Origin of the sequence: Amycolatopsis sp. cmx-11-12 (assembly GCF_046269425.1) — a bacterium.
GTDB lineage: Bacteria > Actinomycetota > Actinomycetes > Mycobacteriales > Pseudonocardiaceae > Amycolatopsis.
The window spans coordinates 71,489-85,520 of the sequence record NZ_JADNQM010000011.1; the positions used below are offsets into that span (position 1 = coordinate 71,489).

The 14,032-nt window shown below is 69.2% G+C and carries 13 protein-coding genes; 11 read left to right on the forward strand and 2 right to left on the reverse strand.

All coding sequences use genetic code 11. The annotated features are described in order from the left end of the window. Nucleotides 1-27: 27 nt before the first annotated feature. The 4 genes from ACLARN_RS17505 to ACLARN_RS17520 are packed head-to-tail and all read left to right on the forward strand — an operon-like array spanning nucleotide 28 to nucleotide 6,041. Nucleotides 28-768 (forward strand): hypothetical protein, encoded by a 741-nt coding sequence (locus tag ACLARN_RS17505; protein WP_409492614.1) that lies wholly within the window; start codon nucleotides 28-30, stop codon nucleotides 766-768. 15 nt (nucleotides 769-783) lie between these two features. Next, nucleotides 784-5,259 (forward strand): hypothetical protein, encoded by a 4,476-nt coding sequence (locus tag ACLARN_RS17510; RefSeq protein ID WP_409492472.1) that lies wholly within the window; start codon nucleotides 784-786, stop codon nucleotides 5,257-5,259. Between the two features lie 43 nt (nucleotides 5,260-5,302). Further along, complete coding sequence (locus ACLARN_RS17515; protein ID WP_409492473.1) at nucleotides 5,303-5,569, forward strand: type II toxin-antitoxin system Phd/YefM family antitoxin; 267 nt, start codon at nucleotides 5,303-5,305, stop codon at nucleotides 5,567-5,569. Further along, entirely contained in the window at nucleotides 5,559-6,041 is a 483-nt protein-coding gene (locus ACLARN_RS17520) for a type II toxin-antitoxin system VapC family toxin (RefSeq protein WP_409492474.1), read from the forward strand. Before ACLARN_RS17515 ends, ACLARN_RS17520 begins: the two co-directional genes overlap by 11 nt. Here the strand turns inward: ACLARN_RS17520 and ACLARN_RS17525 are convergent. Beyond that, nucleotides 5,956-6,894, reverse strand: a complete 939-nt coding sequence (locus tag ACLARN_RS17525) for an AraC family transcriptional regulator (RefSeq protein WP_409492475.1) — start codon at nucleotides 6,892-6,894, stop codon at nucleotides 5,956-5,958. The two genes, ACLARN_RS17520 and ACLARN_RS17525, sit on opposite strands and share 86 nt — an antisense overlap. A gap of 87 nt (nucleotides 6,895-6,981) precedes the next feature. On the opposite strand from ACLARN_RS17525, the gene ACLARN_RS17530 reads away from it, so the two are divergent. From ACLARN_RS17530 to ACLARN_RS17560, 7 genes are all read left to right on the forward strand, one after another. Continuing rightward, nucleotides 6,982-7,404, forward strand: coding sequence for a nitroreductase/quinone reductase family protein (locus ACLARN_RS17530; RefSeq protein ID WP_409492476.1), 423 nt, complete (start codon nucleotides 6,982-6,984; stop codon nucleotides 7,402-7,404). Between the two features lie 53 nt (nucleotides 7,405-7,457). Then, complete coding sequence (locus ACLARN_RS17535; protein WP_409492477.1) at nucleotides 7,458-8,645, forward strand: winged helix DNA-binding domain-containing protein; 1,188 nt, start codon at nucleotides 7,458-7,460, stop codon at nucleotides 8,643-8,645. 178 nt (nucleotides 8,646-8,823) lie between these two features. Then, nucleotides 8,824-9,828 carry a type I glyceraldehyde-3-phosphate dehydrogenase gene (gene gap / locus ACLARN_RS17540; protein WP_409492478.1) on the forward strand — a complete coding sequence of 335 codons (1,005 nt, stop codon included), beginning with the start codon at nucleotides 8,824-8,826 and terminating at the stop codon, nucleotides 9,826-9,828. A gap of 9 nt (nucleotides 9,829-9,837) precedes the next feature. Then, nucleotides 9,838-11,046: a phosphoglycerate kinase gene (locus ACLARN_RS17545; RefSeq protein ID WP_409492615.1), complete on the forward strand. Its 1,209-nt coding sequence runs from the start codon at nucleotides 9,838-9,840 to the stop codon at nucleotides 11,044-11,046. Further along, complete coding sequence (gene tpiA / locus ACLARN_RS17550) at nucleotides 11,046-11,831, forward strand: triose-phosphate isomerase (protein WP_409492479.1); 786 nt, start codon at nucleotides 11,046-11,048, stop codon at nucleotides 11,829-11,831. Before ACLARN_RS17545 ends, tpiA begins: the two co-directional genes overlap by 1 nt. A gap of 140 nt (nucleotides 11,832-11,971) precedes the next feature. After that, complete coding sequence (gene secG, locus ACLARN_RS17555; protein ID WP_005152283.1) at nucleotides 11,972-12,202, forward strand: preprotein translocase subunit SecG; 231 nt, start codon at nucleotides 11,972-11,974, stop codon at nucleotides 12,200-12,202. A 65-nt stretch (nucleotides 12,203-12,267) separates the two neighbouring features. After that, entirely contained in the window at nucleotides 12,268-12,609 is a 342-nt protein-coding gene (locus tag ACLARN_RS17560) for an RNA polymerase-binding protein RbpA (protein ID WP_409492480.1), read from the forward strand. A 7-nt stretch (nucleotides 12,610-12,616) separates the two neighbouring features. Here ACLARN_RS17560 and ACLARN_RS17565 read toward each other — a convergent pair whose 3' ends face one another. Then, nucleotides 12,617-13,819 carry a sensor histidine kinase gene (locus ACLARN_RS17565; RefSeq protein ID WP_409492481.1) on the reverse strand — a complete coding sequence of 401 codons (1,203 nt, stop codon included), beginning with the start codon at nucleotides 13,817-13,819 and terminating at the stop codon, nucleotides 12,617-12,619. Nucleotides 13,820-14,032: the final 213 nt, after the last annotated feature.

Below are 14,032 nucleotides of genomic sequence, written 5' to 3' on the forward strand. Positions count from 1 at the left end.
TCCGCGGCCCGGCTCGTCTCGTTCGGCATGCGCCCGAAGCAGTTGCCGTCGCGGGACGTCGTCTACGGCGACCTCGTCCGGCGCTACGGCGAGGACAGGGCGTTCAAACAGCTCACGCACGCCGTCGCGGCCGGGCTCGGGCTGATGGTGCTGGAGGTCAATCTCCAGGCCGGTGCCGTGCTGGCGGCGACCGACGAGTCCGTCTTCGAGATCAAGATGGACAGCTACGCGCGGCAGAGCAAGATCCGCGAGCGCCGTGAGACCGAGAAGGTCCTGCACGGGCTCGTCCACCTGGCCACCGCCGCGCTCGGCTACCCGCGCCCGGACGACCTCGCCAACGACACCTACATCGGCCGCGTCAGCGTCGAGCAGGTGGACGCGATGGTGCGCGAGGCCTGCCGGATCCTCGACGAGCGCGCGGCGGAGGCCGAGTCGAACAACGATCCGCTGGCCGACGCGCCCGAACTCGAACAGGCCTGGCGTGCCTACGCCCGTCGTCCGGCGGCGGCGGCCACCAAGGACGGCAGGCTGGCGTCGGACACCACCCGCGGCATGGTCGCGCGGGCGCTGCGCTTCCTCGCGGATCAGGGTTTCCTCGTGCAGGTCAGCGGGGAACAGGGCGGGACCTACCGCACGACACCGCGTTATCAGGTGCAGGTGCGCGAACTCGCCGCCGACGCCGCCTTCGACGATCTGCTCGCGCTGAACGTGGTCTCGGTCGCCAACGGCGGCGGGACCCTGCGCGCGGCCGCTTCGGACACGCTCTAAAAGGGGACTTGAGAGATGTACGAGCTTTCGCGGGTTCGCCTGCACTCGGTGGGCCCGGCGGGCGCGCGGTACCAGGACGTCGTGCTGGACTTCAGCGGCGTCGGCGCGGCCATCACCGCGCCCAAACAGGACGCGCTGTTCAGCGCCGGGATCCACCTGGCCGGGGAGGGGCCGCCGCGGCGGCCGTCACCGGCGAGCGTGCTGTTCCTGGAGAACGGTGGCGGCAAGTCCGTCCTGATCAAGCTGATCTTCTCGGTCATGCTGCCCGGCCGCCGTCAGGTCGTCGGCACGACGAACACCAAGGTGCTGGAGAAGTTCGTCGCCGCCAAGGACGTTTCGCACGTCGCGCTGGAGTGGCTGCAGGTCGAGACCGGCCATCGGGTGATCACCGGCAAGGTGTCGGAATGGCGCGGGCACGTGGTGTCGGCGGATTCGGAGAACCTCGTCGATTCCTGGTACTGCTTCCGTCCCACGCCTTCTCTCGATCTGGACTCGCTGCCGCTGACGTCGGACGGCAGGCTCCTGACGATGTCCGGTTTCCACGACCTGCTCGACAAGGTGCACGGCGGTGAACCGGAGCTGGAGCTGTTCTGGACCCGGCGTCACCACGAGTGGACGTCCCGGTTGGACGGACTCGGCCTCGACACCGAACTCTTCCGGTACCAGCGCGCGATGAACGCCGGTGAGGGCGAGGCGGCGGACGCGTTCGCGTTCAGCACCGACGAGGCGTTCGTCGAGTTCCTGCTGCGCGCGGTGCTTTCGGAGGAGGAACCGAAGGACCTCGCCGAGGTCGTCGCGACCTACGCGCACAACCTCGCCCAGCGTGGGGATCTGTTGTCGGAGCGGGACTTCGTCGCGGGGGCGCTCGATCTGCTCACGCCGCTGGCGGAAGAGGAAAGTGTCGCCGCGGCGTCGCGGAAGCTCGCCGACGCGGCCCGCGCCGAGATGCGGACGCTGGCCGCTCAGGTCGCCGCTCGTGACAAACTCGAGAACGAACGGCTGAGCGGGCTCGATCAGCACGTCGACGAGGTCAAGTCCGCGGAGAAGCTGGCCGAGGGCGACCACCGCCGTCTCACCGCCGGGGTCACCGAGCTTCGGCGCCTGGTCGGGAAACTGCGGCTCGACGAGGCGCAGGAGAGCAAGAAACGGATCGACGGCGAACTGGCCGAGGCCAAGACCGCCGCCGAGGCGTGGCGTGAATGCGCCACCGTGCTCAACCATCTCAACGCCGCCCGCAAAGCCCGTGATTTCCGGGAACTGGTGGGGAATCGCGAGCAGAAGGCGCAACCCGCGTTGCAGGCGCGCAACACCGCCGCGACCGCGCTCGCGCGGGGTCTGCTGGCGCTGGCCAAGAACGCCACCGATCAGGCCGCGAAGGCCGAGGCCCATGTCGGCGCTTTGCGTTCCGAAGCGGAGAAAGCCCAGTCCGAACGTGACGAGTCGGCGAACCTCGCGGCCTCGCGCCGGGCCGAGGCCCGCGGGCTGGGCGCCCGGATCGCCGAAATCCGTGAGGAGATCGCGGAAACCGTCCGGTCCGGCGCGCTCAAGGCCGGGACCGACGTCGCCGAAGCCGCGCGTCTGACCAGGACGGAGGCCGAGACGACCGCCGCGGAACTCGTCCGCCGCGAACAGGAACTCGAACGGGTCGCCGAAGATCTGCGGGCCGCGCAAGCGACCGTCAACGACGCGCACCGGCTCGCGGGGTCCACAAAGGACCGGCTGGAACGCGCGGCCGACGAACTCGACCGGGCCAACCGGCGCACCGACGCCCTCGCCGTCGAACCCCGGCTGGTCGAACTCCTCGGCGCCGACGACGTCGCGCTGGAGACGGATCTGCCGGTGCTGCTGGAACGGCTGCGCGAGGCGGGTTCGACCGCCGAAAAGGAGCAGACGGCGCTGCGGATGGAGGAATCCGTCGACGAGCGCGCACTGAACGCGCTCGGCTCCGGTGGTCTCCTGCCCGCCACCGAAGAGGTACAGGCCGCGCTGGACGCGCTGGAAGCCGCCGGGATGAACGCGTGGTCCGGCTGGCGTTATCTGTCTACTTTGGACAAGAAGCGACGGGCGGCCGTGCTGGCCCGCGCGCCGCAGCTGGTCTCGGGGATCCTGCTCAACGAACCGGAACAGGTCCGGCTCGCCGAGAAGGTGCTGGCGGAACGGCGGTTGCTGCCCACCACGATCATCCCGGTCGCCACGACCGAGGCCACCACGACCGGCCGACTGCCGGGCGAGGCGGGCATCGAATTCCTCGTCCCACCCAACCCGGCGATGTACGACGAGGAAGCGGCCGACGCCGAGCGCGAGGCCATCGCCCTCCGGCACGCGGAACGGCAGCGCCGGCTGGAAGCGTTGGCGACGTCGCTGGCCGACGACAGCGCGCTGTCATGGAAACTCAAGACCTGGCGCGAGGACTACCCGCCCGGCAGCATCGCGACGCTGGCCGAACAGTTGCAGAACGCGCGCACCGCGCACGAGACCGCGCAGACCGCTTTGGGGCAGGCGGAAAAGGAGTTCCAGCGGCTCGGGGAGAAGGCGACCGGGCTGCGCGAGCGGATCCCCGAACTGCGGACGGCGTCGGCCGAGGCGGGGGAGCGGGCCCGCGGGCTCGAAGCGCTGGCCACACGGGCCGCGAAGATTCCCGAGTGGACGGACGACGTCGAACGCGCGACGGAGACCGCCGAGCGGGCCGAGTCGACGGCGTCCGAAGCCGCGGTGAAGGCTTCCCGGCTGCGCGAGCAGGCGGGTGAGGAACAACGCACGGCCGACGGGCACCGGCGCACGGCGACGACCGCGAAGTCGGAACTGGCCGAGGTTCCGGGATCGAGTGACGTCACCGAGGACGACGCCGTCCCGGCCGAACCGGTCGACGCGTTGCGGCGCACCTTCGCGTCCGCGTCCGAGGCGTACTCGAAGGTCGAGGTCGGCAGCGATCTGCGGGCCGAACTCGACCAGGCGGAAAGCGTCGAGGCGTCCACGCGGGCGGCCGTCGAGGCGCTGGACGACGCCGTCCGTGAGCGGGCCTCGGCGTTGCTGGAGACGCCGGACGGTTCCGACGCGTCCGCGCGGGCCGCCGCGCAGGCGCGGGCGAACCGGGCGGTCGCGGTGCTGGAGGAGGAGCGCACCGAGATCGTCGGGCTCGTCGCGACCCGCAAGGCGGAACTGAGCCAGCTCCCGGAACAGCCGTCAGCGCTCGCCGCGATCTCTTCCGACGCGCGGCCGAAGGACATCGAGCACGGCCTGGCGCTGATCGACGACGCCAGCCTCGAAGTGTCCGCCGCCGCGCGGAAATGGGAAGAACTGCAGGAGCGGCGTGCCGCGGCCGAAGCGACATTGGAGTCCGCGAAGACGTCCGCGTCCGGCTTCGGCCTGCTGGCCGAGTCCATGGCGCATCTCTTGTCCAAAGAGGACGATGAGGCGGCGTTCGACGGCGACGTCGAATCGGCTCGGACCAAGCACTCCCGGCTCAACACCGCGCTCACCGAGGCGCAGGATTCCGCCGACGCGGGCGACCGCCGGGTGCGGGCCGCGGCGGACCAGCTCGCGCAGTACGCCACGGACAAGCGGTTCGAAAAGCTCAGCACGCCGGTGCGGCAGCAGGTGATCTCGGTCCGCCGCGATCAGCTGCCCGCGCACGCCGCGGAATGGGCCGAGGCGTTGCGGCCTCGATTGCGCACGCTCACCGACGACCTCGCGCAGATCGACCGGCACCGCGGCGGCATCATCACCCGGCTGCAGGGCATGGTCGACGGTGCTCTGCGTACTCTTCGCGCGGCACAACGGGTTTCGCGGCTGCCGGACGGCCTCGGCGACTGGTCGGGCCAGGAGTTCCTGCGGATCCGCTTCACCGAACTCGAGGAGAACGTGCTCGCCGAGAAACTGGGCGAGGTCGTCGACGAGGCCGCGGTGGGCAAGACCTCCGACGGCCGGGACGTCAAACGGGACGGGCTCTCGCTCGTGCTGCGCGGCGTGCAGGCCGCCGCTCCCAAGGGTTTCCGGGTCGACATGCTGAAGCCGGACTCCGTACTGCGGACCGAACGGCAGCGCGTCTCCGAGATCCGCGACGTGTTCTCCGGCGGGCAGCAGCTGACCGCGGCGATCATCCTGTACTGCACGCTCGCCGCGCTGCGGGCGAACAACCGCGGCAAGGCACGCAACCGGCACTCCGGCGTGCTGTTCCTCGACAACCCGATCGGCCGCGCGTCGGCGGGTTACCTGCTGGAATTACAGCGTGCGGTCGCGGAGGCGCTGGGTGTCCAGCTGATCTACACCACCGGCCTGTTCGACGCCGGCGCGCTGAGCGAGTTTCCGCTGATCGTGCGGCTGCGCAACGACGCGGATCTGCGGGCGGGCCGCAAATACCTGTCCGTCGACGCCACGATCCGGAACGCGACCGACGAACTCGGGGAGCCGGACGGCGTCGCGCGACTCTCCGCCACGCGGCTGTTCACGCGGCCGTCGGAGGAACCGGAACAGGAGGAGGAGACGGCTTGACAACCAGGTGCCACCTGGTGCCACCCGGTGCTATCATCTGACCATGAGCGTTCAGCATGAGATTTCTCAACGTGATCTCCGGAACCGCTCCGGCGAGATCATGGACGCGGTCGAGCACGGTGAAACCTTCACCGTGACCCGCAGCGGCTCGCCCATCGCCCAGCTGGTTCCGCTGTGTCGACGGCACGCCGTGTCCCGGGACCAGTTCGCCGCCGTCTCGGCGAACGCCCCGCTCATCGACTCGGACAGGTTCCGCGCGGACCTCGACGACGCTTTCGCAGGGGAGGCTGACGATCCCTATGGCCGCTGAGGTCCACGGCCTGCTCGACACGAACATCCTCATCCTCCGGCGGGCGATCGATCACGCCCAGCTGCCGGATCTGATGTCGATCAGCACGATCACACTCGCCGAGCTTTCGGCGGGTCCGCATTACGCCACCGACCCGGCCGAACGGGCACGGCGCACCGACCTGCTGCAACGGGTGGAGTCCGAGTTCGACCCGTTGCCGTTCGGCACGGAGGCGGCGCGGATCTTCGGCCGGGTGTCGGCGTCCGTGCTCACGATGGGCAGGACACCCCGGCGGCGGGTGGCCGATCTGATGATCGCCAGTGTGGCCATCGCACACCGGATGCCGCTGTACACCACCAACCCGCAGGATTTCGAAGGCCTGAAAGAACTTCTCGACGTCGTACCGGTCACTCGGCCGGGACAGGCCATGACCGAGCCGAGGTCCGGTACTGCCCAGGCGCCTGGTGGCGTGCGCGCCGGAAAGCCCGGCTGAACGCGTACACCGACGTGTAGCCGACCGAGTGGGCGATGGCGTCCACCGTGTCGGCGGTGTCGCGGAGCCGGACCGCGGCCAGGTCCATCCGCCACTGGGTGAGGTAGTCGCCAGGGGTCCGGCCGGTGGTTTCACGGAAGCGGCGGGTCAGCGTGCTGCGTGAGGTCGACAGTTCCGCCGCGAGCAGGTCGGTGGTCCACGGTTTCGCCGGGTCCTCGTGGATCTTGACCAAGGCCACGCTGATCAACGGGTCGCCGAGGACGCCGAGCCAGGTTCCCCGCGTCTCGGCCGGTTTCTCCGTCCGCCACACACGGAGCAGCTGGACCAGGAGGATGTCGACGAGCCGGTTGAGGACGAACTCGGTCGCGATCTGCGGACGGGCCAGTTCCCGCGACAGCAGCCGGACGGTGTCGTCCAGTCCGCCGCCGTCGTGGTTCGCGTGGATGTGCACCAGTTCCGGCAGCGTGGCGAGCACCTGGATGGACACCGCCGGGTCGTAGTCGTAGGACGCGCCGAGGATGTGGGTCTGCACCTCCCCGGAGCCCAGCCGTAGCACTCCGCCGCACTTCCGCGCTCGCTCCGCCGCCGTGCACAGCTGGGGAATGATCGGGGCACCCGGGGCGCTGCGCAAGGTGTGCTCCGGTCCGTTCGGCAGCAGGACGACGTCGCCGGGCATGAGCTGCCGCGGTGGGTGACCCGCCACGTCCAGCCAGGCCGTCCCGCAGGTGACGGCGTAGAAGGCCGCGCCCGCGATGCCGTGCCAGAGGATCCCCCACGGTCCGGACGCCTCGATCCGGGCCCCGGCGGCGCCCCGGACGCCGCCGACGGCGAGAGTTTCGGCCAACAGGTCCATGTCACCGAGGATAGTGCGACAGATGGATATGTTCATAGCGATTTCAGGCATCGATAGGACCACGGCGTGCTACATACGATCGAGGTCATGGCAGACACGATCGACTTCGACAAGATCAACCGCGGCGTGATCGCCGAGTTCCGGGAGACCGGTGGCAAGGCCGGCGGCATGTTCGAGGGCTTTCCGCTGGTGCTCGTGCACCACACCGGCGCCAAATCCGGCACCGAACGGATCGCGCCGCTGGTCCCGCTCCTGGAGGGCGACCGGATCTACATCTTCGCCAGCAAGGGCGGCACCGACGAGAACCCGGCCTGGTACCACAACCTGGTGGCCAATCCGGACACCAAGGTCGAACTCGGCACCGAGACCTTCCCGGTCCGCGCGCGGGTGCTCACCGGCTCCGAACGCGATGACGTCTACGCCAGGCAGTCCGCCATCCAGCCGCAGTTCGCCGAGTACCAGCGCAAGACCAGCCGGGTCATCCCGGTGATCGAGCTGGCGCGGGTCTAGGGTCCTGCCACCGGGGACCGGCCACTGTCGGACCCCGGTGGTAGAACCAGTCCGTGGCCCCCAAGATCGACGTCCGCCAGCGCCGCGCCCGGCTCGCCGTGCGCCATCACCTCGCCACGCCCGCCCCGTCGGTGCACGCCGTGGCGGACGCGGTCGTCGCGCTGCACGCCACCGACCCGTCGACGGTCCACCTCTCGGCGTGGGCGCGGATCAAGGGTGACGGCGTCACGGAACTGGAGAACGCGCTCTACGAGGAGCGCACGCTGATCCGGATGCTCGGCATGCGCCGCACGGTCTTCGTGGTCGGGCGCGAGAACGCGGCCCTCGTCCAGGCGGCGTGCTCGGCGGACATCGCCAAGAAGCAGCGACGCCTGCTCGAACAGCACCTCGGCCAGCAGGGGCACCCGGAGAACGTGCCCGACCCGGAACGCTGGCTGGCCGAGGTCGAGGACGCGACCGAGCGTGCGCTGAAGGCCCGTGGTTCCGCGACGGCGCAACAGCTTGCGGAGGACGAGCCCCGGCTGAAGCAGCAACTCATCATGTCGGCGGGCAAGCCGTACGAAGCCATCGCCAACGTCAACAGCCGGGTCCTGTTCCAGCTCGCGGTCGACGGGCGCATCGTGCGCGGCCGCCCGCGCGGGAGCTGGATCAGCAGCCAGCACTACTGGGCCCCGATGGCCGACTGGCTGCCACAGGGCCTCGCCGAGTGGGACGCCGACGAGGCGCGGGTCGAACTCGCCCGAAGGTGGCTCTACGCCTTCGGTCCGGCGCCGATCGCGGACCTGCGGTGGTGGATGGGCTGGACCGTCGGGCAAACGAAGAAGGCCCTCGCGGCCGTTCAGCCGGTCGAAGTCGACCTCGACGGCGTTCCCGGCGTCGTCCTCGCCGACGATCTGGAGCCGGTCGCGGGGCCCGAGCCCTGGGTCGCGCTCCTCCCGTCGCTCGATCCGACCTCGATGGGGTGGATCGAGCGCGACTGGTATCTCGGTCCGCACCGGGCGCCGCTGTTCGACGGCACCGGCAACATCGGGCCCACCGTCTGGGCCGACGGCCGGATCGTCGGCGGCTGGGCTCAGCGTGCGGACGGCGAGGTCGTCCACCACTTCCTGGAGGACGTCGGCGCGGACGTCGAACGAGCCGTCGAAGCGGAGGCGAACCACCTGGCCGGGTGGTTCGGAGAGGTGCGAGTCACGCCACGAATGCGGACGCCGCTGGAGCGACGGCTAGCACAGCGAAGCTGAGAGTTTTCAGCAGACGTCCTGGTGGCGAACCACTTGATCGATTCTTGACCTGACCCACCGAGTGGTGGAAGTCTCGTCAGGGCAAAGAGGGCCGCCCGAGCGCGCACGCTAGGGTTGCGCCCGAGTAAAGGACGTCTTACCGGGGCGATCCCGGACGAGTCTCAAGGGAGTGGCAGCAGTGACGGTTCGCGTAGGTGTCAACGGCTTCGGCCGCATCGGCCGCAACTTCTTCCGGGCCGTGCAGGCCGCCGGTCACGACATCGAGGTTGTCGCGTTCAACGACCTCGGCGACGTCGCCACGATGGCCCACCTGCTGAAGTACGACTCCATCCTCGGCCGTTTCCCCGGCGAGGTCAGCGTCAGCGACGAGGGCATCGTCGTCGACGGCAAGACGATCAAGGCCCTCGCCGAGCGCGACCCGGCCAACCTGCCCTGGGGCGACCTCGGCGTGGACGTCGTCGTCGAGTCGACCGGCTTCTTCACCAACGCCGACGCCGCGAAGGCGCACCTCGCCGGCGGCGCGAAGAAGGTCATCATCTCCGCGCCCGCCAAGGGCGAGGACCTGACCGTGGTGCTGGGCGTCAACGACGACAAGTACGACGGCTCGCAGAACATCATCTCGAACGCCTCCTGCACCACGAACTGCCTCGGCCCGCTGGCCAAGGTCCTCCAGGACTCGTTCGGCATCGAGCAGGGCCTGATGACCACCATCCACGCGTACACGCAGGACCAGAACCTTCAGGACGCGCCGCACAAGGACCTGCGCCGTGCCCGCGCCGCCGCGCTGAACATCGTCCCGACCTCGACCGGTGCGGCCAAGGCCATCGGCCTTGTCCTGCCGGAGCTGCAGGGCAAGCTGGACGGCTACGCGCTGCGCGTCCCGATCCCGACAGGCTCGGCCACCGACCTCACCGTCACGCTGACCAAGAGCGCGACCCTCGAGGAGATCAACGCCGCGTACAAGGCCGCCGCCGAGGGCCCCCTGGCCGGCGTCCTGCGCTACAACGAGGACCCGATCGTGTCGGCCGACATCGTCACCGACCCGGCGTCCTGCATCTACGACGCGCCGCTGACCAAGGTCATCGGCAACCAGGTCAAGGTCATCGGCTGGTACGACAACGAGTGGGGCTACTCCAACCGCCTCGCCGACCTCGTCAAGCTCGTCGGCAACAAGCTTTCCTGACCGATGGCGCTGAAGAATCTCGAAGACCTGCTGGGCGAGGACGTCTCAGGCCGGTTCGTACTCGTACGGTCCGACCTGAACGTCCCGCTCGACGGGGACAAGATCACCGACGACGGCCGCGTCCGCGCGGCCCTGCCGACCCTCAAGCGGCTCGCCGAGGCGGGCGCGAAGGTGGTCGTCACGGCGCACCTCGGCCGCCCCAAGGGCGAGCCGGACCCGAAGTTCTCGCTGGCGCCCGTCGCCGCGAAGCTCACCGAGCTGCTCGGCGTCGACGTCCCACTGGCGGGTGACCTGGTCGGCGAGTCCGCCAAGGCCACCGTCGAGGGCCTGACCGACGGTCAGGTGGCCCTGCTGGAGAACGTGCGCTTCGACGCGCGCGAGACCAGCAAGGTCGAGGCGGAGCGCCAGGAACTGGCCGCCGAGCTGGCCGCGCTCGTCCCGGGCGGCGCGTTCGTCTCCGACGGGTTCGGTGTCGTGCACCGCAAGCAGGCCTCGGTCTACGAGATCGCTCGAGCGCTTCCGGCGTATGCGGGCGGTCTGGTGCTGGCCGAGGTCGATGTCCTCAAGAAGCTCACCGAGGACCTCGCGCGGCCGTACGTCGTCGTGCTCGGCGGCGCGAAGGTGTCGGACAAGCTGGGCGTGATCGCCAACCTGCTGACCAAGGTCGACAGGCTGCTCATCGGCGGCGGCATGGCGTACACCTTCCTCAAGGCCCAGGGCCACGAGGTCGGCGACTCCCTGCTGCAAGAAGACCAGCTGGAGCAGGTCCGCGGCTTCCTCGCCGAGGCGGAGAAGCGCGGCGTCGAACTGATCCTGCCGGTGGACGTCCTCGCCGCGACCGGCTTCGCCGCCGACGCCGAGTTCGACGTCGTCGACGCGACGGCCATCCCGGCGGACCGCATGGGTCTCGACATCGGCCCGAAGTCCCGCGAGCTGTTCGCGGGCAAGCTGGCCGACGCGGCGACCGTGTTCTGGAACGGCCCGATGGGCGTGTTCGAGTTCGAGTCCTTCTCCGGCGGCACCCGTGCCGTGGCCGAAGCACTCGTCGAGAGCGACGCCTTCACCGTGGTCGGCGGTGGCGACTCCGCCGCGGCCGTGCGGCAGCTGGGCCTGCCCGAGGACGGCTTCTCGCATATCTCGACCGGCGGCGGCGCGTCGCTGGAGTACCTGGAGGGCAAGGAACTGCCCGGAGTCGCTGTGCTGGGAGAGAACGACTAGTGGCGCGCAAACCGCTCATCGCCGGCAACTGGAAGATGAACCAGAACCACCTCGAAGCCATCGCGCTGGTTCAGAAGATCGCCTTCGCCCTGCCGGAGAAGTACTACGCGAAGGTCGACGTCGCGGTCCTGCCGCCGTTCACCGACATCCGCAGCGTCCAGACGCTGACCGACGGCGACAAGCTGTCGCTCACCTACGGCGCCCAGGACCTGTCGCCGCACGACTCCGGTGCCTACACCGGTGACGTGTCGGGCCTGATGCTGAAGAAGCTGGGGTGCAGCTTCGTCACCGTCGGGCACTCGGAGCGGCGCGAGTACCACGGCGAGTCCGACGAACTCGTCAACAAGAAGGTCAAGGCCGCGCTCAAGCACGGCATCACACCGATCCTGTGCGTGGGGGAGAAGCTCGAGGTCCGCGAGGCCGGCGAGCACATCGCCCACACCACGACCCAGCTGATCGAGGGCCTCAAGGGGCTTAAGAACGAGCAGGTCAAGGACGTCGTCGTCGCCTACGAGCCGGTCTGGGCCATCGGGACCGGCAAGGTCGCGACCCCGCAGGACGCCGAGGAGGTGTGCGGAGCCATCCGCGCCACCCTCGCCGAGAAGTATGGTGCCGAGGTCGCGTCCTCGGTCCGCGTGCTCTACGGCGGCTCGGCGAAGGCCAACAACATCAGTGACCTCGTCGCCTGCGAGAACATCGATGGTGCCCTCGTTGGTGGTGCCAGCCTGGATGGTGACGAGTTCACCAAACTCTGCGCACTCGCCGCGGGCGGGCCCCTGCCCTGATCGGGGCACCAACCGGGTAACCTGGGTATCCGGTCCGTCACACAGCAGTGGACGAGTCCAGGAGTACGGTGTGTTCTGGTGGTCAAGAGCCACTCACGGCACACCGTTTTCCTGCATTCTCCAAGAGCGCAGAGGATGACATGAAGCTGTTCCTGCAAATCCTGTTGATCGCCTCCAGCTTTTTCCTGGTGGTCGCCGTGTTGCTGCACCGCGGCCGTGGTGGCGGTCTGTCGTCGCTGTTCGGCGGCGGTATGCAGTCGAGCCTCTCGGGCTCGAGCGTGGCCGAGAAGAACCTCGACCGGATCACGCTGCTGCTGGGCGCTGTGTGGCTGATCAGCATCATCGGCCTCGGGCTCCTGCTCAAGGTCTGATCGATCCAGGTGTTTCGGCGTGCCTATGGGGGGCGCGCCGCCGATCCCTATAGGTGTGAGGATTCATGGTTGGCGGTAACGCGATTCGGGGCACCCGTGTGGGTGCCGGACCTTCGGGCGAATCGGAACGGGGTGAGTCGGCGCCGCGGCGCCGCATTTCCTACTGGTGTGCCAACAGGCACGAGGCGCAGCCCTCGTTCTCGATGGACGCCGAGATTCCCGACGAGTGGGATTGCCCGCGCTGCGGACTCCCCGGTGGACAGGACGAGCAGAACCCGCCTGCCGCGCCGCGGACCGAGCCTTACAAGACCCATCTCGCCTACGTGAAGGAACGGCGTTCCGACGCCGACGGCGAGGCCATCCTCGCCGAGGCGCTGGAGCGGTTGCGCCAGCGCCGGGAGATCTAGCCTCCGCTCACCGGTCGAGCGGGTACCGGGCACGCACCCGGAACCCGCCGTCCTCGGTGTCGGCGGTCTCGAAGCTCCCACCCAGCAGTCGAGCGCGTTCGGCCAGTCCGGTCAGCCCGTGCCCTCCCGAGGGCAGGGCCGCACCGGACGTCCGGGCGCGCTCATTGCGTATTTCGACCTTGAGGGAACCGTGTTCGCCCTGGATCCGGATGGTCGCGGTGGCGCCCGGTGCGTGCTTGTGCACGTTGGTCAGGCATTCCTGCACGGTCCGGTAGGCCGCCGCCGAAACCTGGCTGGGCAGCAGGTCGGGGATCCGCTCGACGGTGAGGTGCACCGGGACGTCCGAGCCGCGGATCAGCCGGTCGAGTTCGTTGATTCCCGGCCGCGGCCCGTCGTCTTCGGAGCCCGAGCGCAGCACACTCACGAGTGAACGCAGCTCCTCGAGTGTCTTGGTGCTGAGTTTCCGGATGACCTGCGCGGTTTCGAGCGAGCGGGCGTCGGTGGTCTGTGCCTGAAGCGCGCCGGCCTGCATCGCGATGAGCGTGATCTGGTGCGAAACGACGTCGTGCATCTCGCGCGCGAGCCGGGCACGCTCCTCCGCGCGGACGGCGTCGGCGTGGAAGCGGCGCTCACGGTCGCGGCTGGCGGCGAGTTCGGAGAGCTTCTGCGAGATCTCGGTCCGCGCCCCGATCAGCAGGCCGATGGCCACCGGCATACCGGCGACGATGACGCCGTAGATCCCGTCCAAGACGTGTTCACGCCAGCTGAGTTCGACGAAGTCGGCCAGCGGCCACTGGACGAACCGGCAGGTGAAGACGAGCGCGAACCCGGTCCAGGTCTGCCAGTGCATCTGCTTGCGGGTGGCGAGGAAGCCGAGCGCGATCATCGCGGCCAGCTGGGACCAGCCCGCCAGGAAGCCGGGAACGGTGACGATCACCGCGAGGAACGGCAGCTTGCGGCGGAAGGCGAGGCCGAGGCACGCGGCGCCGGACAGGTAGATGGAGTACGGCTGGGCCTTCTCGGGGATCACCAGCCAGACGTCGAGTGCGGCCAGGAAGATCGCGAGCGTGTCGACGCCCAGCGCGACCAGCGCCGGACGTTTGATCTTGGCGAACGACATGACCCCGGCGGCACGGCGCATCCGGTCGGCGGCGTCCGCTCCGGAGCCGCCCACCGAGATACCTGGCATCGAGAGACCCTCTGTGCTCATCGCTGGCGACCTCACTCGTCTTGTGGACTTGAATGAAGAGACGTGTTCTTCGCCCGATCGGGACGCGCAGGAACGAACAAATGTGCGGATGCTAACGGGTGGATGTATTAGGGCGGTAAGTTTCCCCCGGTCGGGCTAGCGACTGTCCGGTCACTGTCCGTTCTGCGGACAAGTGCATGAACGTTCGGTCGGTCAAGGCGCGGACCGGACCAC

What these genes read in the sequence shown, in the direction of transcription:
- secG (WP_005152283.1), top strand. Translation starts at nt 11,972, where the DNA reads ATGAAGCTGTTCCTGCAAATCCTGTTGATCGCCTCCAGCTTTTTCCTG.
- ACLARN_RS17565 (WP_409492481.1), bottom strand. Translation starts at nt 13,819, where the DNA reads ATGAGCACAGAGGGTCTCTCGATGCCAGGTATCTCGGTGGGCGGCTCC.
- ACLARN_RS17515 (WP_409492473.1), top strand. Translation starts at nt 5,303, where the DNA reads ATGAGCGTTCAGCATGAGATTTCTCAACGTGATCTCCGGAACCGCTCC.
- ACLARN_RS17510 (WP_409492472.1), top strand. Translation starts at nt 784, where the DNA reads ATGTACGAGCTTTCGCGGGTTCGCCTGCACTCGGTGGGCCCGGCGGGC.
- ACLARN_RS17520 (WP_409492474.1), top strand. Translation starts at nt 5,559, where the DNA reads ATGGCCGCTGAGGTCCACGGCCTGCTCGACACGAACATCCTCATCCTC.
- ACLARN_RS17505 (WP_409492614.1), top strand. Translation starts at nt 28, where the DNA reads ATGCGCCCGAAGCAGTTGCCGTCGCGGGACGTCGTCTACGGCGACCTC.
- ACLARN_RS17560 (WP_409492480.1), top strand. Translation starts at nt 12,268, where the DNA reads ATGGTTGGCGGTAACGCGATTCGGGGCACCCGTGTGGGTGCCGGACCT.
- ACLARN_RS17525 (WP_409492475.1), bottom strand. Translation starts at nt 6,894, where the DNA reads ATGGACCTGTTGGCCGAAACTCTCGCCGTCGGCGGCGTCCGGGGCGCC.
- ACLARN_RS17530 (WP_409492476.1), top strand. Translation starts at nt 6,982, where the DNA reads ATGGCAGACACGATCGACTTCGACAAGATCAACCGCGGCGTGATCGCC.